This is a genomic window from Mycobacterium sp. NPDC003323 (genome assembly GCF_053589535.1).
This window is the reverse complement of sequence record NZ_JBSFSB010000002.1, coordinates 497,483-515,499: the sequence shown is the minus strand read 5'-3', so window position 1 is coordinate 515,499 and position 18,017 is coordinate 497,483. Positions and strand designations below refer to the sequence as shown.

The 18,017-nt window shown below is 67.7% G+C and carries 19 protein-coding genes and 1 pseudogene; 13 read left to right on the top strand and 7 right to left on the bottom strand.

All coding sequences use genetic code 11. The annotated features are described in order from the left end of the window. Positions 1–23: 23 nt before the first annotated feature. From ACWDUN_RS09290 to ACWDUN_RS09280, 3 genes are read right to left on the bottom strand one after another with little or no spacing between them, the layout of a single operon-like run. Complete coding sequence (locus tag ACWDUN_RS09290; RefSeq protein ID WP_449927670.1) at positions 24–1,016, bottom strand: membrane protease subunit, stomatin/prohibitin; 993 nt, start codon at positions 1,014–1,016, stop codon at positions 24–26. A 39-nt stretch (positions 1,017–1,055) separates the two neighbouring features. After that, positions 1,056–1,934: an alpha/beta fold hydrolase gene (locus ACWDUN_RS09285; protein WP_449927667.1), complete on the bottom strand. Its 879-nt coding sequence runs from the start codon at positions 1,932–1,934 to the stop codon at positions 1,056–1,058. Position 1,935: 1 nt separating this feature from the next. Continuing rightward, entirely contained in the window at positions 1,936–2,415 is a 480-nt protein-coding gene (locus tag ACWDUN_RS09280) for a nuclear transport factor 2 family protein (RefSeq protein WP_449927664.1), read from the bottom strand. Between the two features lie 72 nt (positions 2,416–2,487). Here ACWDUN_RS09280 and ACWDUN_RS09275 point away from each other — a divergent pair, with 72 nt between their 5' ends. From ACWDUN_RS09275 to ACWDUN_RS09265, 3 genes are all read left to right on the top strand, one after another. Beyond that, positions 2,488–3,099, top strand: a complete 612-nt coding sequence (locus tag ACWDUN_RS09275; protein WP_449927661.1) for a TetR/AcrR family transcriptional regulator — start codon at positions 2,488–2,490, stop codon at positions 3,097–3,099. Positions 3,100–3,246: 147 nt separating this feature from the next. Further along, positions 3,247–4,275 carry an AurF N-oxygenase family protein gene (locus ACWDUN_RS09270; protein WP_449927658.1) on the top strand — a complete coding sequence of 343 codons (1,029 nt, stop codon included), beginning with the start codon at positions 3,247–3,249 and terminating at the stop codon, positions 4,273–4,275. Positions 4,276–4,283: 8 nt separating this feature from the next. Next, the gene (locus ACWDUN_RS09265; protein ID WP_449927655.1) at positions 4,284–5,927 is read left to right on the top strand and encodes an FAD-dependent oxidoreductase; all 1,644 of its coding nucleotides are present in this window, start codon (positions 4,284–4,286) and stop codon (positions 5,925–5,927) included. Between the two features lie 18 nt (positions 5,928–5,945). On the opposite strand, the gene ACWDUN_RS09260 is transcribed toward ACWDUN_RS09265, so the two are convergent. Further along, the gene (locus ACWDUN_RS09260; protein ID WP_449927652.1) at positions 5,946–6,398 is read right to left on the bottom strand and encodes a VOC family protein; all 453 of its coding nucleotides are present in this window, start codon (positions 6,396–6,398) and stop codon (positions 5,946–5,948) included. A 127-nt stretch (positions 6,399–6,525) separates the two neighbouring features. On the opposite strand from ACWDUN_RS09260, the pseudogene ACWDUN_RS09255 reads away from it, so the two are divergent. Next, positions 6,526–7,844, top strand: a pseudogene (locus tag ACWDUN_RS09255) (cytochrome P450). Here ACWDUN_RS09255 and ACWDUN_RS09250 read toward each other — a convergent pair. Beyond that, positions 7,775–8,383 (bottom strand): maleylpyruvate isomerase family mycothiol-dependent enzyme, encoded by a 609-nt coding sequence (locus ACWDUN_RS09250; RefSeq protein ID WP_449927649.1) that lies wholly within the window; start codon positions 8,381–8,383, stop codon positions 7,775–7,777. The pseudogene ACWDUN_RS09255 and the gene ACWDUN_RS09250 overlap by 70 nt on opposite strands. Before the next feature lie 55 nt (positions 8,384–8,438). On the opposite strand from ACWDUN_RS09250, the gene pdxH reads away from it, so the two are divergent. From pdxH to ACWDUN_RS09220, 6 genes are all read left to right on the top strand, one after another. Further along, a complete protein-coding gene (gene pdxH / locus ACWDUN_RS09245; RefSeq protein WP_449927646.1) occupies positions 8,439–9,098 on the top strand; it encodes a pyridoxamine 5'-phosphate oxidase in 660 nt (219 codons plus the stop codon). 72 nt (positions 9,099–9,170) lie between these two features. Beyond that, a complete protein-coding gene (locus ACWDUN_RS09240) occupies positions 9,171–9,890 on the top strand; it encodes a TetR/AcrR family transcriptional regulator (RefSeq protein WP_449927643.1) in 720 nt (239 codons plus the stop codon). Beyond that, on the top strand, positions 9,883–10,569 hold the full coding sequence (locus ACWDUN_RS09235; RefSeq protein ID WP_449927640.1) for a TetR family transcriptional regulator: 687 nt from the start codon (positions 9,883–9,885) through the stop codon (positions 10,567–10,569). Before ACWDUN_RS09240 ends, ACWDUN_RS09235 begins: the two co-directional genes overlap by 8 nt. A gap of 56 nt (positions 10,570–10,625) precedes the next feature. Continuing rightward, positions 10,626–11,927, top strand: a complete 1,302-nt coding sequence (locus tag ACWDUN_RS09230; RefSeq protein WP_449927638.1) for a citrate synthase — start codon at positions 10,626–10,628, stop codon at positions 11,925–11,927. Between the two features lie 138 nt (positions 11,928–12,065). Beyond that, positions 12,066–13,490, top strand: a complete 1,425-nt coding sequence (locus ACWDUN_RS09225; protein ID WP_449927811.1) for a DHA2 family efflux MFS transporter permease subunit — start codon at positions 12,066–12,068, stop codon at positions 13,488–13,490. Continuing rightward, entirely contained in the window at positions 13,480–13,896 is a 417-nt protein-coding gene (locus tag ACWDUN_RS09220; protein ID WP_449927635.1) for a MarR family winged helix-turn-helix transcriptional regulator, read from the top strand. The genes ACWDUN_RS09225 and ACWDUN_RS09220 overlap by 11 nt, the downstream gene beginning before the upstream one ends. Here the strand turns inward: ACWDUN_RS09220 and ACWDUN_RS09215 are convergent. Then, positions 13,893–15,455 carry a phytoene desaturase family protein gene (locus ACWDUN_RS09215; protein WP_449927632.1) on the bottom strand — a complete coding sequence of 521 codons (1,563 nt, stop codon included), beginning with the start codon at positions 15,453–15,455 and terminating at the stop codon, positions 13,893–13,895. The genes ACWDUN_RS09220 and ACWDUN_RS09215 overlap by 4 nt on opposite strands. Before the next feature lie 38 nt (positions 15,456–15,493). On the opposite strand from ACWDUN_RS09215, the gene ACWDUN_RS09210 reads away from it, so the two are divergent. The 3 genes from ACWDUN_RS09210 to arfB are packed head-to-tail and all read left to right on the top strand — an operon-like array spanning position 15,494 to position 16,571. Next, positions 15,494–15,856 carry an FKBP-type peptidyl-prolyl cis-trans isomerase gene (locus ACWDUN_RS09210; protein ID WP_449927629.1) on the top strand — a complete coding sequence of 121 codons (363 nt, stop codon included), beginning with the start codon at positions 15,494–15,496 and terminating at the stop codon, positions 15,854–15,856. Positions 15,857–15,865: 9 nt separating this feature from the next. Then, entirely contained in the window at positions 15,866–16,438 is a 573-nt protein-coding gene (gene arfA / locus ACWDUN_RS09205; RefSeq protein ID WP_449927626.1) for a channel-forming protein ArfA/OmpATb, read from the top strand. 10 nt (positions 16,439–16,448) lie between these two features. After that, positions 16,449–16,571, top strand: coding sequence for a channel accessory protein ArfB (gene arfB, locus ACWDUN_RS09200; RefSeq protein ID WP_449927623.1), 123 nt, complete (start codon positions 16,449–16,451; stop codon positions 16,569–16,571). A 73-nt stretch (positions 16,572–16,644) separates the two neighbouring features. Here the strand turns inward: arfB and ACWDUN_RS09195 are convergent, their stop codons facing one another. Then, entirely contained in the window at positions 16,645–18,003 is a 1,359-nt protein-coding gene (locus ACWDUN_RS09195) for a sensor histidine kinase (RefSeq protein ID WP_449927620.1), read from the bottom strand. Positions 18,004–18,017 lie beyond the last annotated feature (14 nt).

Genomic DNA, 18,017 nt, shown 5'->3' with positions numbered 1-18,017 from the left:
CCAAGATTATCGGCCCACCCGGCTCAGCCCTGAGCCTGGGGCACCACGTACGTCGGCTGGTAGGGGTTCTGGCCGTTCTCGATGGCCAGCGCGCGCAGGTATGCCTCCACATTGGGATAGCCGGCGATCTCGGCCTGCTTCTGCAGGGCTACCTGACGGGCCAGTTCGGTCTGGGCCTGCGCGGCGGCCCGGTCCGCCTCGGCCTTGGCCCGGGCGGCGTTGGCGTCGGCCACGCCCTTGGCCTCGGCGGCGCGCGCGTCGGCGATGGCCTTCTGCTCGGCGATGATCGCGTCCTTGAGTCCCTGGTCCACCGGATCCGGCTTCATGACGGTCACCTGGAAGTTGGTGAAGAACTCCTTGCCGTCGGTGCGCGACCGGGAGGCCCCCGGCAGCGCATCGCGCAGCGCGTTCTGGAATTCGATGCGGACCTTCTCGTCGTTCCAGATCTCGCGCCACGTGTACTTCTGCGCGACGCTGATCAGCACCTGCTCGGCGGGTTGGCCGATGGCGTAGCGCAGCAGATTCACCCACCCGGTGGTGACCAGGCCCTCGTCGTCGAGCCAGCCCTGGTACTTGGTGCCGAAATCGCGGTGGAAGTCCATCAGCATGGTGCAGTCGGTGGTCAGGTCGAAGGTGATGACGACTGGCACCCGCAGTTCGGCCGGTGCCGTCGCATTGGACACCACGATGGTCGGGTCGGCCTCGGAATCCGGGCTGCCGGTGGCGTCCCAGCTGATCTGCCGCGACGGGTAGCGGTAGGCCTTGAAGCCCCCGGGCGGGTTGAACTCCGAGGTCTCGGGCTCGATACAACCCTCGACCTTGGGATCGGTGGGGATCAGGACGTAATCGTCGACCTTGACCGCGGTCTGTCCCGGCCCGATCTGGGTGGCGCACGAGGACAGGATGATCGCGCCGATGACGAGGACGATGAGGCCCACCGCGATCAGCACGAATTTCTTCTTGCCGCCTACCCGGGAAGTCGTGCCGCTGATATCGACGCGCTTCTTCGTATTCATGAGCATCCCCGTCCGCCGACAATGACGGGCGAATCTTAGCTACAACTGTGACACTTTTGCCGCTTCAGCGGTGAGGAAGCCGTGAATGCGTTCGGCCAGTTCCCTCGGCGCATCCTCCGGCACGAATGTGCGGGCGCCGTCCAGCATCTCGAATCGGGCGCCGGGGATGGTGGCCGCCAGACGGCGTCCACCGCGGCGAGAGAACCACGGATCGGACGCACCCCACAGAATCAGGGTGGGGCGGACAAAGTTTCGTAGCCGACGGGCGGCGCGCAGGGTGTGCTTGGGTCGGGTGCCTCGGAAGAACTGGATGAGCTGACGACGAATCCGGGCATCGGTCAGCATCGGGCGCAGGTATGAGTCGCGGATCGGTGCCGGCAGCGCAGTGCGCGCCACCGACCAGAAGAACGGTCCGTGTACCGCGCGCCATCGGAATGCCAAGGCGATCTGGTTGTCGAGTCCGGGGATGGCGGCCAGCCAGCGCACCGGCTTCAGGTAGCGCGGCGGAAACTGCAGGTACTGATCACAGGAGGTGAGCACCAGCGCGGCGATCCGTTCGGGATGGTCCGCGGCCAGCATCTGGCTGATCGCGCCGCCGGCGTCGTTGGCCACTACGACCACCCGGTCCAGGCCCAGTGCATCGAGGAACGCCACGATGATCGCAACGACGCCGGGCGGGGTGACGTCGGTGCCGGCGTTCATCGGCAGGGTGTGCGATCCCATCGGCAGATCGGGGGCGATCAGCCGGTATCCGCCGGTTGCTGCCAGTACGGGTACGACATTGCGCCACAGATCGGCGTTGACCAGACCGCCGTGTACGAACAACACCGGCATCCCGTCCCCGCGTTCGCGGTAGACCACGGGGCCCTGTGGCAACTCGACGGTGTGCTCGGTGCCCAGTTCGGTGGAGATCGCCATGTCAGCCCCGACGTGCCCGGGCCAGTGCGATGGTCACGCGCGGTGCGCCCAGCAGCAGGCGCAGCTTGGCCCGCAGTTCGTCAGCTGATCGCACGGTCAGGAAGGTCTCGGCGCGGTGCTCGACGACCAGGCCGTCGTCGCCGAAGCGCCACGATTCGATGCCGCGACAGCGCCGATGCGAACCGAAGGTGCCCTCCCACCGGTTGACGATCGTGTCGGCATCGGCGGCGACGACGCTCTTTCGGACCGTGAATCCTTGTTTTGCTCCGGCGCCCAGGACGGCGGACCACGCCGCGGCGATCTCGTGGACGCCCCGGTGCAGCTCGACGGCGCCGTCGGTGACGAGTTCCAGGGTGGCGTCGGGCGCGTAGACGGCCGCCGTGCCGACGGCGTCATGACTGTTGGTCAGGCGCTCCGCGGTGGCGACGAACGCCGCTGCGTCGGGTGGCCGAAGGAGTGGAGAAACTGGTGTCGCAGTCATGTGAGGCCTTTCTTGTAACCGTTGCAAGAAGTGAAACTAACTTCGGTCGGCAGTTTTTGCAATGCTTGCAAGATGGATCCGAGAGCCAAGCGCACCGTGGACGCCCTGCTCGACGCCGCCGAGCGGGCGTTCGCCGAACGGTCTCTGGGTGATGTCACGGTCGAGGAGATCGCCGCGGCGGCGGGGGTGGCGGTGGGATCGATCTACAACCACTTCGGTTCCAAGGCCGGTCTGCACGCCGCCCTGGTGGAACGCGCGCTGACCGTCGACCGCGAGCACATGGACCGCGCCTATGTGGACGGGCGTCCGCCGGTCGATCAAATCCGTTCGGCAGCAATGGAGTACATGGCATTCGCCCTCGAGCAGCCCGAGCACTTCCGAATGTTGGCATTCCCGCCGGACCCAGGCCGCTACCCCGCCGGTCAGCGCACCGCGCAGGTGCTCGCGCAGCGCGTCGGAGAACAGAACGATCGGTTGGTGGCGGCCATCCGCGCCGGCGTTGCTGCAGGCGACCTGCGGCCCGTCGACGCCGAACAGACGGCGACTGCGCTGTGGGCTGCGTGGAACGGGATCATCAGTCTGGCGTGGCGGCCCGACGCGCTGCGGCGCGACCACGATGAGCTGCGCGAGCTGCTGCGGGTGGCCGTCGACGTGGTGGAGCACGGTCTGCTGGCGCGACCGTGAAAGGTGACCGCAGTCACATGTGATGTGGATAACCCGGCTGCGGCACACCTCCGGGAAGCCCCTGTTTAATTACTGGGACCGCGGGTACTGTCCTTAGACACCGAGCGATCGAATGTAAACACCACGGTAGGGCAGGGAGGCCTCGACATGGCTGTCAAAGAAGCCAGGACGCGTGTGATCCGGCGGTGGCGCAAGAACATGGACGTCCGCGATGACACCGAGTACGTGGAGATGCTGGAGACGCTGTCCGAGGGTTCGGTGCGGCGCAGCTTCAACCCGTTCAACGACATCGAATGGGACTCGCCCGAGTTTGCCGTGATCCCCAATGACGAGCGTTGGATCCTCCCCGCGACCGACCCGATCGGTGGTCATCCCTGGTATCAGGCGCAGCCCGTCGAGCGGCAGATCGAGATCGGGATGTGGCGTCAGGCCAACGTCGCCAAGGTCGGCCTGCACTTCGAGAACATCCTCATCCGCGGTCTCATGGAGTACTCGTTCTGGGTGCCCAACGGCTCCCCGGAGTACCGGTACTGCCTGCACGAATCGGTCGAGGAGTGCAACCACACCCTGATGTTCCAGGAGATGGTCAACCGGATGGGCGTGGACGTTCCCGGTATGCCCAAGCTGCTCAAGTGGGTGCAGCCGGCGATCCCGCTGGCCGCCGGCCCGTTCCCCATCCCGTTCTTCTTCGGCGTGCTCGCCGGTGAGGAGCCCATCGACCACACCCAGAAGAACGTCCTGCGTGAGGGCAAGGCGCTGCATCCGATCATGGAGCGCGTCATGGCGATTCACGTCGCCGAGGAGGCGCGCCACATCTCCTTCGCGCACCAGTACCTGCACAAGCGGGTGCCCGAGCTGCGTCGCAAGCAGCGCTGGATGCTGTCGATCTTCGTGCCGCTGACCATGCGCATCCTGTGCTCGGCGATCGTGGTGCCGCCGCGGGAGTTCTGGAAGGAATTCGACATCCCGCGCTCGGTGCGCAAGGAGATCTTCTTCAAGGCACCGGAATCGCGGATGTTCCTGCGCAACATGTTCTCCGATGTGCGCATGCTCTGCCACGACACCGGCCTGATGAACCCGATCGCCAAGCTGGTCTGGAAGCTGTGCAAGATCGACGGTCCGCCGGCGCGCTACCGTAGCGAGCCCGCACGCGAGCACCTGGTCAGCGTGGCCTAGTCCGGGACATGCCGCACGTCATCACCCAGTCGTGTTGCAGCGACGGGTCCTGTGTCTACGCTTGCCCGGTCAACTGCATCCATCCCTCACCGGATGAGCCGGGCTTCGCCACCGCCGAGATGCTCTACATCGATCCGCAGGCGTGCGTCGACTGCGGAGCCTGTGTGAGCGCCTGCCCGGTCGGCGCCATCTCGCCGGACAGCAAGCTGACCGAGAATCAACTGCCGTTCATCGAGCTGAACGCCGCGTTCTATCCCAAGCGTGAGGGCAGGGTCCCGCCGACGTCCAAGCTGGCGCCGGTGCTGGAGGCGCCGCGGATCGAGCCACGCAAGGGCCCGCTGACCGTCGCGATCGTCGGCTCCGGGCCGGCCGCCATGTACGCCGCAGACGAACTGCTCACCCAGCGAGGGGTCCGGGTGAACATGTTCGAGAAACTGCCGACGCCGTATGGCCTGGTCCGGGCCGGTGTGGCGCCCGATCATCAGAGCACCAAGCGGGTCACCCGGCTGTTCGACCGGATGACCGAGGCGGCCGGATTGCGACTCTTCCTCAATGTCGAAGTGGGCAAGCATCTCTCGCATGCCGACCTGCTGGCCCATCACCATGCCGTGCTCTACGCGGTCGGCGCGCCAAACGATCGCCGCCTCGACATCGACGGGATGGACCTGCCGGGCACCGCCACCGCGACCGAGGTCGTCGCCTGGTTCAATGCCCATCCCGACTTCACCGAACTGGCCGTGGACCTCAGCCATGAGCGCGTCGTGATCGTCGGCAACGGCAACGTCGCTCTCGATGTGGCGCGCATACTCAGCACCGACCCGGATGTGCTGGCGCGCACCGATATCGCCGACCACGCACTGGCGGCGCTGCGCTCATCGAACGTGCAGGAGGTCGTCATTGCGGCCCGCCGCGGACCGGCCTTCTCCGCCTTCACCCTGCCCGAGTTGATCGGGCTGACGGCCAGTTGCGATGTGGTGCTCGACGCGGCCGATCACCAACGGGTGATCGCGGATCTGGCCGCCGTGACCGATCCGCTGACCCGCAACAAGCTGGAGATCCTGGCCAAGCTGGGTGACGCGTCCGCGCCGATCCGTCGGCCACGAATCCGGTTGGCCTACAACGTCACGCCGCAGCGTGTGCTCGGCGAGGGCCGGGTCACCGGCATCGAATTCGCCGGCGGCACCGTGATCGAAGCCGGGATGGTGCTCACCTCCATCGGCTACCGCGGCAAGGCGATTGCGGATCTGCCGTTCGACGAGGCGGCCGCCGTGGTGCCCAATCAGGGTGGCCGGGTGGACGGTTCGGCCGGAGCGTATGTGGCGGGCTGGATCAAGCGTGGCCCGTCCGGATTCATCGGCACCAACAAGTCGTGCGCGGCCGAGACCGTGCGCACCCTGGTGGAGGACTACAACCGAGGACGGCTCGGCGACCCGGATCACAGGCCGGCGGCGCTGGACAAGCTCGTCCGAAGCCGCCAGCCCGCGGTTGTTGACGCCGCGGGCTGGCGTGCCATCGATGCGGCCGAGATCGCGCGCGGCGGCAGCACGCGGCCGCGTGACAAGTTCACCGCGGTGTCCGACATGCTCGACGCGGCGGCCACGGCGCCGCGGCCGACGCTGGGCAAGCGGCTGCTGGCGGGGCTGCGGCGTTAGCCACGGGGGATCGGCCGGTCACGGGAATTCTTGAACGGCCTTCTGCAGCTCCTCGTCGCTGACCTCACGCACCGGCTGCCCCATCGACCACTTGTGGCCGAACGGGTCGCGTACCACGCCGTACCGGTCGCCCCAGAACATGTCCTCGACGCCCATCACGACCTCGGCGCCGGCCGCGACGGCCTGGGCGAACACGGCATCGACATCGGCGACGGCGAGATGGATGGTGACCGGCGTCCCGCCGAGTGACTTCGGGGTCTCCGACTGTCCGTCGCAGTACTCGGGGTAGTCGTCGTTCAGCATCACGGTGGAACCGTTGATCTGCACGGCGGCGTGCACCAGGCGGCCGTCCGGGCCGGGCATCCGGCCCAGTTCGGTAGCACCGAATGCCTTCACATAGAAGTCGATGGCGGCGGCACCGTCGTCGACGACGAGATGCGGCATGACGGCGGGGGTGACTTCGATGGCCATGATTTCTCCTTCGCTGGGGAACGTGACGATCTGTAGACCGGGGCGCTGTCGGAAATTCATCGCGGGCGGGGAATACAGGTAGATACCTACGCTATGGCTCTGACAACATCGGCGTGACGCTGAGGGCATGGACGAACGACAGCCGCCGGTGCCACGTAACCCGATGCCGCTGCGCCGGCAGATCAAGGCGCTGCGCAGCTTCACCGCTACCTCACCGCAGGCCGGCCACGACATCCTGGGGCAGACGGCGGAGTTCGCGGACCGGACCGTCATGCATCGCGAGATGCGCTACGTACTGGGCAGGAGCCTGTTCGACGTCGTGCACGACGAATGGCTGCCGCGTCGCCGAGCACTGCAGCCGCTGTTCACCAAGAAGCAGGTGCGCAGTTTCGGTGGGCACATGACGCAGGCGGCACAGTCGGTGGCGGATGCCTGGACCGAGGGGCAGCGTTTGGACCTGGACGTGGAGTGCCGGCGGTTGACCATGCGCGCGCTGGGACGTTCGGTGCTCGGTATCGAACTGGACCGGCGCGCCGAGGCCATCGACGCGCCGATGCGCGCCGTGCTGACCTATATCGCCGACCGGGCCTCCTCGCCGATCCGCTGTCCGCGTTGGTTGCCCACCCCGGCGCGGGCACGAGCCCGGGCGGCCAGCGCCGTCCTGCACGAGCTCGCCGACGATGTGTTGCGCGCCTGCCGCGCCGACCCGCAGCTGGACGCTCCGCTGGTGCGCGCCCTGCTGGCCGCGCAGGACCCGCAGACCGGAAAGGGATTGACCGACGCCGAGATTCGTGACGAGCTGATCGTATTCATCGCTGCCGGGCATGACACGACGGCGACCACGTTGACCTACGCGCTCTGGCAGCTGGGCCGTCATCGGCGCATCCAGGAGCGGGTCCGTGCGGAGGTCGCCGAACTCGGTGACCGGCAGCTGACCCCGGATGACGTCGGCGCGTTGGGCTACACCGTGCAGGTGCTGCATGAGGCGTTACGGCTGTGCCCACCCGCCCCCGGAACCGCCCGCACGGCGCTGCAAGACCTGGTGATCGACGGTCACCGTGTCCGGGCGGGCACCACCGTGCTGTTCGGAATCTATGCCGTACAGCGTGATCCGGCATTGTGGGACCGTCCGCTGATATTCGATCCGGACCGGTTCGGGCCGGCGGCCGCAAGATCGATCGGTGGCAGTACCTGCCGTTCGGTGCCGGCCCGCGCTCGTGCATCGGCGACCATTTCGCCATGCTCGAGGCCACGTTGGCGCTGGCAACCATCGTGCGCGGCACCGAAATACGTTCGTTGGCATCCCAGTTCCCGATGGCGACACCGTTCACACTGGTGGCCGGCGCCACCGTGCCGGCTGAGGTGTCGTGGCGGCGTCAGACCATCGAGTATCCGACGGGCAACGTGGCCCGCCCCGTCATCGCCGCCAGCAGCTGCGCGCCCTGACCCGAGCGCGCCGCGACCCGGGCCGCCAGCACGGCAGCGGCCTCCAGCGCATCGGCCGGCGGCACGTAGGGCACACCGGTCGCGCGCGCGATGTCCAGCCCGTGCACGACGAGCTCGAAGACACGGGTCAGCAGATAATCCGACAGCCGGATACCGATACCGGCGATGACCGCGATCGCCGGATCGCCGGCCGCGTCCACGTCGGCCAGTGCCCGGGATACCAGGGCCGAGACCGCGGCGGCCGGGTCCGCACCCAGATCCCGGCCGGCCTGTCTGCCCCGCTCATTGACGGCATCGGCACCGGCGGCGGCGCTGAAATCGCGTACGGCGAGGTAGTAGCCGGCGGCGTCGACGAGCTCACCGGCCGGCGCGGGCTGCTGCAGGTAGTCGATCACCGTGACCAGCGACCGCGAGGTGTGCCCGACCAGCGCCCGCAGATCCCAGTCACCCAAACCCGGCCCGTCCCAGTTGGAATCGGGAAGCGATCGCACCAGCGTCTCGAAGGAACGCGCCGCTGCGACAAAGGTGACCGCCGTCATGATGAGAATTCTCGCACCATCGAGTCGCAGGCGCCGTGGGCGTACCGTTTTGCGAATGGAACCGGATGAGCTGGCACGGATGCGTGCCGAGTACGGATCGGTGGAAAAGGACGGCAGCGCGGACCTGGACGCCGACTGGTTGGCGCAGGGGTGGTTGGCCCTGTTCCATCACTGGCTGGCCGATGCCCGGGCGGCCGGGTTGTCCGAACCCAACGCGATGGTGGTCGGCACCGTCGACGCCCAGGGCCGGCCGATGACGCGCACGGTGTTGTGCAAGAGCGCGACCCAGGACGGCATCACGTTCTTCACCAACTATGAATCGGACAAGGGCGAGCAGCTGGCAATACAACCGTATGCCTGCGCAACGTTCCCCTGGTACGCGCTGGGACGCCAGATCCACGTGCGCGGTCCGGTGGTCAAGGTGTCGCAGGCTGAGACCGCCGACTACTGGACCAAGCGACCGCGCGGATCACAGTTGGGAGCGTGGGCGTCGCATCAGTCCCAGCCGATCGCGTCGCGGGCCGTGCTACTGGACCAACTGGCCGATGTCACCGCACGTTTCGCCGAGTTCGACGCGGTCCCGGTGCCACCGAACTGGGGCGGATACCTGATCGCACCCGAGGTCGTCGAGTTCTGGCAGGGGCGGGAAAACCGCGTGCATAACAGGATTCGCGTCACCGATGGCGGCGCCCGCATCGAACGGTTGCAGCCCTAGGTGCCGTCCGAGTGACGCAGGCGACGGGCAAACCTGCCCTCGTCTCACAGCGGCGCGGGTTACCATCCTGTCGTGGCTGCGGCGAACAGGGAAACCGATCTCGGTTTGCGCGAACGTAAGAAGCAGCGGACCCGGGCGACGTTGATCGACGCCGCGCTGGAACTGTGCCTGCGCCAAGGCTACGAATTGACCACGGTCGACCAGATCGCCGCGCTGGCCGATGTGTCCCCGCGAACCTACAGCCGGTACTTCGCCACCAAGGAAGCCGTCTTCCTCACGCTGCTGGAGGAGCTGTCGGAGGAGATCGCGCTGGAACTACGCCGGTTGCCGCGCAACGTCGGCCCCGTCGAGGCTTTGCGTGCCGCGCATGTGGCGGTGCTGACCCGCACGGCGACCGGTGGCGCCGGCCGGCTGACCAGTGAGCGTGTGGTGTTGATCCTGCGCATCATCAACGGGGCGGATGCGTTGCGGCAGGGCGCATTCGAATTCCGCAACGACAGTGTCATCGCCGCGCTGGCCGAGCAGATGAATGTCGCCCCGGACGATCGCCGGATGCTGCTGGGGGTTTCGCTGTTCTCGGCCATCATCATCGCCGCCTGCGGTGACCTGGTCGCCGACGGCGACGGCATCACGCTGGGGCCGATGGTCATGGTGGAGCGGCTCAACCGCGCCTGCGAGCACGTCGCCGGATTTGCCGGCGAACTGTTCGGCACCGACCCCGCTGCGGTGCCGCTGACCGCCGAGGCACCGCTTGTGGCGCCGGCCGACACCGATGTCCCGGCCAATGTCTGAACGCCCCGAGGGGCTGCGAGTACGTAAGAAGTTACGGACCCGGGCGACGTTGATCTCCACCGCGGCCGACCTGTGCCAGCGGCAGGGTTACGACAACACCACCGTCGAGCAGATCGCGGCCGCCGCCGAGGTGTCACCACGCACGTTCAGCCGCTACTTCCCGACCAAGGATGCGGTCGTCATCGCCATCGTCGAGGACACCGCGGCCTACGTCGCCAAGGAACTCGACAGCCTGCCGCGCGACATCACCGAGTACGAGGCCATGCTGCGGGCGCATCTGCTCGCCCTGCGACGCGGGCCCGGCGGTGAGCAGACGGCAATCTTCAAGCGGATGGCGGCGCTGATCCAGATCGTCAACTCCTCGGCGAGCCTGGGCGTGACCGCGATCCCGTTCCGGGCGCAGAAGGACCGGTTCCCGACCGTGCTCGCGGTCGCGCGACGGATGGGTCTGTCCACCGACCACGACGCGGTGTACCTGGTTCTGGAGACCTGGACTGTGGTGATGAACACAGCGTGCCACGGTCTCGGCACCCCCGGGTTCCCGCCGATCGAGCCCGAGATCGTCGCCGAACGCATCCAAGCCGCCTATGACCTGCTGGTCCGCACCTGGCGGCCGTGGACCACGCCCGCCCCGGAAGAGGCCATACCCGGCGGTGAACCCCCCGCGGGCGCGACGTAACGTTAGCGACTACCGTCCAGTAGTGACGCGCAGCCCACACCGCAGAAGGGGTTCCAGTGGCCGAAAACTCCAGCCCTGACCAGACAGCGACGCTGTCGTATCCGGGCGGTCAGATCGACCTCGACATCGTGCACGCGACCGAGGGATCGGACGGCATTGCCCTCGGATCACTGCTCGCCAAGACCGGTTACACCACGTTCGACGGCGGTTTCGTCAACACCTCGTCGACCAAGAGCGCCATCACCTACATCGACGGTGACGCCGGAATCCTGCGCTACCGCGGCTACCCGATCGAGCAGCTCGCCGAGCAGTCGACCTTCATCGAGGTCAGCTACCTGCTGATCTACGGTGAGCTGCCGACCACCGAGCAGCTGGAGAAGTTCACCAACCAGATCCAGCGGCACACCCTGCTGCACGAGGACCTCAAGCGCTTCTTCGACGGTTTCCCCCGCAACGCGCACCCGATGCCGGTGCTGAGCTCCGCGGTCAACGCGTTGAGCGCCTACTACCAGGATTCGCTGGACCCGCTGGACAACAAGCAGGTCGAGCTGTCCACCATCCGGCTGCTGGCCAAGCTGCCGACCATCGCCGCCTACGCCTACAAGAAGTCCGAGGGTCAGCCGTTCCTCTACCCGGACAACTCGCTGACGCTGGTGGAGAACTTCCTGCGGATGACGTTCGGCTTCCCGGCCGAGCCGTATGAGGTCGATCCGGAGATCGTCCGCGCTCTGGACATGCTGCTGATCCTGCACGCCGATCACGAGCAGAACTGCTCCACCTCGACGGTGCGGCTGGTCGGCTCGTCGCAGGCCAACCTGTTCACCTCGATCTCCGGCGGCATCAACGCGCTGTGGGGCCCGTTGCACGGCGGCGCCAACCAGGCGGTGCTGGAGATGCTGGCCAAGATCCACGACGGCGGCGACGATGTACAGACCTTCGTCAAGAAGGTGAAGAACCGCGAGGACGGTGTGAAGCTCATGGGCTTCGGACACCGCGTCTACAAGAACTACGACCCGCGCGCCCGCATCGTCAAGGAGCAGGCAGACAAGATCCTCGGCAAACTCGGCGTGGAGGACCCGCTGCTGGGCATCGCCAAGGAGCTCGAGGAGATCGCGCTCACCGACGACTTCTTCGTCGAGCGCAAGCTCTACCCGAACGTCGACTACTACACCGGCGTGATCTACCGCGCGATGGGCTTCCCGACCCGGATGTTCACCGTGCTGTTCGCCCTGGGCCGGCTGCCGGGCTGGATCGCGCACTGGCGTGAGATGCACTCCGAGCCGGGCAAGATCGGCCGTCCGCGCCAGATCTACACCGGTTACACCGAGCGCAACTACACCGACCTCGGCAACCGCTGACCACTTCCCGCCCAACCGAACAAACGGGCGGGAAAGTGCGAGTGATCTTCGCCATTGCGTCGATCTCGGCGCAAGGTTGGCTTGACCGCTGAACAGTTGTAGTTACACAATATTTGTGTGAATACAACTATCAGCACGCTGACGCCGCGGCGCAAGGCCATCATCCTGGCGTCCTGCTGCCTCAGCCTGCTGATCGTGTCGATGGACGCCACCATCGTCAACGTCGCCATCCCCTCGATCCGGCAGGACCTCGGCGCGTCGGCATCGGCGCTGCAATGGGTGATCGACGTCTACACCCTGGTGCTGGCCTCGCTGCTGATGCTCTCCGGCGCCATGGGCGACCGCTTCGGACGCCGCCGGGTGTTCCAGATCGGGCTGACGGTGTTCGCGCTGGGCTCGTTGCTGTGCAGCCTGGCACCCGGTATCGAGGCCCTGATCGGTGCCCGCTTCCTGCAGGGCATCGGAGGCTCGATGCTCAACCCGGTGGCGCTGTCCATCATCTCCCAGATCTTCACCGGCCCGGTCGAACGCGCTCGCGCCCTTGGCATCTGGGGTGCGGTCGTCGGCATCTCGATGGCGCTCGGGCCGACCGTGGGCGGGCTGCTCATCCACGTGATCAGCTGGCGGGCGGTGTTCTGGATCAACCTGCCGATCTGTCTGGCCGCCATCGTGCTGACGGCGATCTTCGTGCCCGAGACCAAATCCTCGACCATGCGCAATGTCGATCCGATCGGCCAGCTGCTGGCGGTGCTGTTCCTGTTCGGCACGGTCTTCACCTTGATCGAGGGACCCGCGCTGGGTTGGGACGACCCCCGCGTCATCGCCGTAGGAGTCGCCGCGGTGCTGGCCTTCGTCACCTTCCTGCGCTACGAGTCACGCCGCACCGACCCGTTCATCGATCTGCGGTTCTTCCGCAGTGTGCCGTTCACCGCGGCCACCGTGACGGCCATCTGCGCGTTCGCCTCCTGGGGCGCGCTGCTGTTCATGATGTCGGTGTATCTGCAAGGCGCCCGGGGCTTCTCGGCCATGCAGACCGGCCTGATCTACCTGCCCATCGCGGTCGGCGCGTTGGTGTTCTCGCCGTTGTCGGGACGCCTGGTGGGTCGCTACGGCGCGCGTCCGTCGCTGCTGACCTCCGGGGTGCTGATCGCGCTCGCCTCGACGGTGCTGGTGGTGCTGCCGGGTGACGCACCGGTCTGGGCGCTGCTGCTGGTCTTCGGGCTGTTCGGCATCGGGTTCTCGATGGTCAACGCGCCCATCACCAACGCCGCCGTGAGCGGCATGCCGCTGGACCGGGCGGGTGCCGCGTCGGCGGTCACCAGCACCAGCCGCCAGATCGGGGTGAGTATCGGTGTGGCGCTGTGCGGTTCGATCGCCGGTGCCGCGCTGGCGGGAACCGCTGACTTCGCGGTCGCGGCGCGGCCGCTGTGGCTGATGTGCGTGGGGCTGGGTGTGGTGATCATCGTGCTCGGCGTGGTGTCGACCTCGTCGCGCGCGCTGGAGTCTGCGCGACGACTCGCGCCGCTGATCGAGGGACCGAAGGCGCACGCCGATGTCCGATGACCCCGCCGACGAGGTGTGGCGACTGATGGCCCCTCTGGTGATCAACAACCACGACAGCTGGAAGCGTGCCGTGGTGGAACGGACCGGCCTGCCGTTCAGCCGCATTCGCATTCTCAGCCGGCTGGGCAAGGGGCCGCTGTCGGTCAAGCAGATCGCCGCGGCGGCCACCATCGACGCCCCCGCGGCCACCGTCGCGGTGAACGATCTGACCGAACGCGGCCTGGTGGTGCGTGAGACCGACCCGGCCAACCGCCGCTCCAAGACGGTGTCGCTGACGCCGGCCGGACGCAAACTGCTGGGAATCATCGAATCCGTCGAGGACCCGGCGCCGCCGCCGCTGCGCGCGCTGAGCTCCACCGATCTGGCTGTGCTGCAGTCGATCCTGGCCAAGGTACGCCCGGACTAACCCTTCAGGACCGCCATCGCGGCATTGTGCCCGCCGATCCCGGACACCGCACCACCGCGACGGGTCCCGGCGCCGCACAGCAGGATCGCGTCGTGCCCGGTGGCCACACCCCAGCGCCGAGCCGGGGTACTCAGGTCCTCGTCGTCCTCGGCGAACGGCCAGCCCAGCGCGCCGTGGAAGATGTTGCCCGCCGGCATGCCCAGTGCGTCCTGCAGATCGGTGGTGGTTTTGGCCTCCACGCACGGCCGGCCATGCCGATCGGTCATCACCACATCCTGAATCGGTTCGGCAAGCACCGAATTCAGTGAATGCAGAGCTGCTGCGGCCAGCTTGACTCGAGCGGTGTCGGGGTCCAGCTCGTCCAGCAGGCGGTGCGGGGTGTGCAGACCGAACACCGTCAGCGTATGCGCACCCGCCTGGCGCAGCGGTTCGGACAGAATGCTCGGATCGGTCAGCGAATGACAGTAGATCTCGCACGGCAGCGGCTCCGGTACGACTCCGGAACGCGCTGCAACATAGGCGGAATCGAGCTGCCGCAGCGTCTCGTTGATGTGGAACGTGCCACCGAAGGCCTGCTCGGGTGACACGGTGGTGTCCCGCAGCCGAGGCAGTCGGGTGAGCATCAGGTTGACCTTGATCTGCGCGCCCGGTGCCACCGGAGGCTCGGGTTCGCCCAGCAGCCGGGCCAGCACCGCCGGCGCCACCCCGGCCAGCACGTGCCGGGCGCGCACGCTGTGCTCGGCATCGGCTGTGCGGTAACGCACTTCGCCATCGGGGCTGATCGCGTACACCTCGGCCCCGGTGGTGATCTCCGCGCCGTACCCGCAGGCGGCGGCGGTCAGGGCCCCGGTCACCGCGCCCATCCCGCCGACGGGCACATCCCAGTCGCCGGTGCCCCCGCCGAGCAGGTGATACAGCAAGCACACGTTCTGGATCAGCGACGGATCGTCGGTGGCGGCGAAGGTGCCGATCAGGGCGTCGGTGGCCATCACACCGCGGACCAGGTCGCTGCGCACCGCGGCGCCGATCGTCTGGCCGACGGGCTGTTCCAGGAACTCGTGCCAGGCGGCCGCGGCCGTCGGATCCCCGCCGGCCAGCACCCGTTCCCGCGCCGCCGAGCGCGTCAGCAGCGGAGACAACAGCGTCGGCCACAGCGCGCCGGTGACGATCCGTGCCCGGCGGTAGAACTCGGCGAACCGGACCTCGTCATCGGCGGCGCCGACGGCGGCGAAGGTGTTCTCCCGTCCGATCAGCAGGCCCGTCGAACCCCCGGTCGTCGGGTCGGGCGTATAGAACGAGTAGCGGCGTTTGGCCAGCCGGAACCGGGCCCCCAGATCGTCGATGATCCGGCGGGGCAGCAGGCTCACCAGATAGGAGTACCGCGACAGCCGGGCGTCGACGCCGTCGAAGGCGTGCGCCGACACCGCCGCACCGCCGACGTGGTCGAGCCGCTCGAGGACCCGGACGCGCCGGCCCGCCTGGGCCAGATATCCGGCCGCGACCAACCCGTTGTGCCCACCGCCGACAATGACGATGTCCAGATCTGTGTCCGCTTTCATGGCCACAAGTGCAGTGTGCCCGACTACGGTGGGAAACCGTGGCAACGAAACCTGAGATCGAATTTCCGGACGGCCCGGCACCGACCGAGCTGACCATCGAGGACATCACCGTCGGCGAGGGTGCCGAGGCGGTGCCCGGCGGGACCGTCGAGGTGCACTACGTGGGTGTCGAGTACGACAGCGGTGAGGAGTTCGACAGTTCCTGGAATCGCGGTGAGTCAATCGAATTCCCGCTGCGTGGCCTGATCCAGGGCTGGCAGGACGGCATCCCCGGGATGAAGGTCGGCGGCCGACGCAAGCTCACCATCCCGCCCGAGCAGGCCTACGGTCCGGCCGGTGGCGGGCATCGGCTCTCGGGCAAGACGCTCATCTTCGTCATCGACCTGCTCGGCGCCCGCTGAGCAGTGGCTATGGCGGCTCCTGCGACGCGTTGGTACCGGCGCCCGCCGGGAGCCGGCTGGCTGGCGGCACTGATCGTCGTGCCGTTGGGGATCGGCGTGATCGGGTGGACGGGCGCCGAGTCGGCGGGTCCTGAGCAGGCGCTGCCCAATGCGTCCGTCACCCTGACACCGGCGGACCTGGCCGCACCCGACGAGATGCTGGCGCCGTTCTCGTTGCGGCGCAAGGCCGATGACGTCGTCCTGTCCGGCCAGCTGCCCGACCAGGCCTCGGTGGCGTTTGCTCTGGACCTGGCCAGGACGCAGTTGCCGGGCACCACGGTGCTCGACATGCTGACCCCGATCGCGGGCGTCACCGCCGCCGATCTGACCGGGCTGGACGCGGTGCTGGCCGCCGGTGCGCCGTTGTCCGACTTCGGCTTCAGCATCGAGGGCGGCGAGGTGGTGCTGTTCGGCACCGCGCAAACGGACGCAGCCAAGCTGGAGCTTGAGGAGGCGGTGCGCGCCGCATGGCCGGATCTCGAGGTGCTGAACGACATCGCGGTGCTCTCGGCGCCTCCCGTTGTCCCGCCGGCGCCGAGGTGAGGGGGTACGAGTGCATTTCGTGATGCAGTGGTTCGGGTATCTGCTGGCGTTCGTGCTGGGTTCGGCGCTGACATGGGCGGTGCTGGTGCTGACGGTCAAACCGCAGCCACGTGGGGACGGGGACCGCCCGTGAACGCCGCGCTGTTGATGTTGTCGTTCGTGGCCGGCGTGGTGTGCACGCTGGCCTTCAGCTTGCGCCGGCTGGGTTAGTGCGGGCCGGGTAGCCGCAGCAGCAGCCGGGTGCCGCCCAGTGGGCTGGCCTCCAATGACGCTGTGCCGCCGTGCAGTTCGGCCTGCTGGGCGACCAGCGCCAGGCCCAACCCGGATCCCGAATGCGAGGCGGTGGACCCGCGGGAGAAGCGCTCGAAGACCTTGGTGCGTTCCTCCTCGGGGATACCGCACCCGTCATCGTCGATGGCGATCTCGACGCCTTCGCGGGAACTGACCGCCGACAGCTGAACCCGGGTCGCGTCACCGTGTTTCACGGCGTTGGCGATCGCATTGTCGACGGCCAGCCGCAGGCCGGCGGCCAGACCGAGGATCAGCACCGTCGGTGCGGGCACCAGCGATACGTCCAGCTCGGGGTAGACGCGCATGGCGTCATGCGCGGCGCGGTCGAGCAGCTCGGTGAGGTCGACCGGAGCATGGTCGTCGGAGGTGGACAGCTGGCCCTGGGCCAGACGCTCCAGCGCCGACAGCGTCGCTTCGATGCGCGACTGGGTGCGGATGACATCACCGAGGACCTCGGTGCGTTGTTCCTCGGGCATGTCGAGGGTGGCCAGCACCTCGAGATTGGTCCGCATGGCCGTCAGCGGGGTGCGCAGTTCGTGCGAGGCGACGGCGGCGAAATCGCGGGCCGATTCCAGCGCGGCCTTGGTGCGCTGCTGTTCGTCGCCGATGCGGGCCAACATGCCCTCCACGGCCTCACCGATCTCGCTGGCCTCCCACACGCCGCGCACCTGCACCTCGTCGGGGTTGGACTGGGCGTTGATGGCGCGGGCCTGCTGGGCCAACCGCCGGAACGGCGTGATCATCACCGCCGAGATCACCCAGCCGACCACCAGCGTGCCGCCGATGACCAGCCCGCAGATCAGCAGGACCCGACGGTGCTGGGAGTTGATCTGGCGCTCGGTTTCGGTCAGCGTCGACCCGAGCGCCACCGAGGCCTGCCCGGCGGTGAAGGTGCGCACCCGGTACTCGACACCGTTGATGGTCGTCGTCTCGAAACCGTCCGGGAACTCCGGCAGCACGATATCGGCCGGGATGGACACGGTGGAGTCACCGATGCGTGCCGTGCGCACCAGATCCGGATCGGCCTCCGGGGCGTCGGTGTCGTCCTGCATGGCGCTGCCGATCAGCGTGCTGACGTCGCCGAGGCTGCTGATCGAGTCCAACCGCCGATCCAGCTGGCTGTATTGCTCGTTGGTGATGCCGATCCACACCCAGGTGCCGATGGTGATGACGACGGCGACCACACCGAGTGCGGCGACCACGACGATGGTGCGCAGCGACAGGATGCGTTTGGGCAGGCCCAGCGCGTTGTAGAGCCGGTCGTACAGGTCCACGGCGTATTCCTGGG

Bases quoted from the DNA above. Each gene is read 5' to 3' on its own strand.
- ACWDUN_RS09280 (WP_449927664.1), bottom strand. From the start codon at position 2,415: ATGACTGCGACACCAGTTTCTCCACTCCTTCGGCCACCCGACGCAGCG.
- pdxH (WP_449927646.1), top strand. From the start codon at position 8,439: ATGGAACCGGATGAGCTGGCACGGATGCGTGCCGAGTACGGATCGGTG.
- ACWDUN_RS09290 (WP_449927670.1), bottom strand. From the start codon at position 1,016: ATGAATACGAAGAAGCGCGTCGATATCAGCGGCACGACTTCCCGGGTA.
- ACWDUN_RS09285 (WP_449927667.1), bottom strand. From the start codon at position 1,934: ATGGCGATCTCCACCGAACTGGGCACCGAGCACACCGTCGAGTTGCCA.
- ACWDUN_RS09270 (WP_449927658.1), top strand. From the start codon at position 3,247: ATGGCTGTCAAAGAAGCCAGGACGCGTGTGATCCGGCGGTGGCGCAAG.
- arfA (WP_449927626.1), top strand. From the start codon at position 15,866: ATGGCGGCTCCTGCGACGCGTTGGTACCGGCGCCCGCCGGGAGCCGGC.
- ACWDUN_RS09250 (WP_449927649.1), bottom strand. From the start codon at position 8,383: ATGACGGCGGTCACCTTTGTCGCAGCGGCGCGTTCCTTCGAGACGCTG.
- ACWDUN_RS09275 (WP_449927661.1), top strand. From the start codon at position 2,488: ATGGATCCGAGAGCCAAGCGCACCGTGGACGCCCTGCTCGACGCCGCC.
- ACWDUN_RS09220 (WP_449927635.1), top strand. From the start codon at position 13,480: ATGTCCGATGACCCCGCCGACGAGGTGTGGCGACTGATGGCCCCTCTG.
- ACWDUN_RS09215 (WP_449927632.1), bottom strand. From the start codon at position 15,455: ATGAAAGCGGACACAGATCTGGACATCGTCATTGTCGGCGGTGGGCAC.
- ACWDUN_RS09260 (WP_449927652.1), bottom strand. From the start codon at position 6,398: ATGGCCATCGAAGTCACCCCCGCCGTCATGCCGCATCTCGTCGTCGAC.
- ACWDUN_RS09265 (WP_449927655.1), top strand. From the start codon at position 4,284: ATGCCGCACGTCATCACCCAGTCGTGTTGCAGCGACGGGTCCTGTGTC.
- ACWDUN_RS09235 (WP_449927640.1), top strand. From the start codon at position 9,883: ATGTCTGAACGCCCCGAGGGGCTGCGAGTACGTAAGAAGTTACGGACC.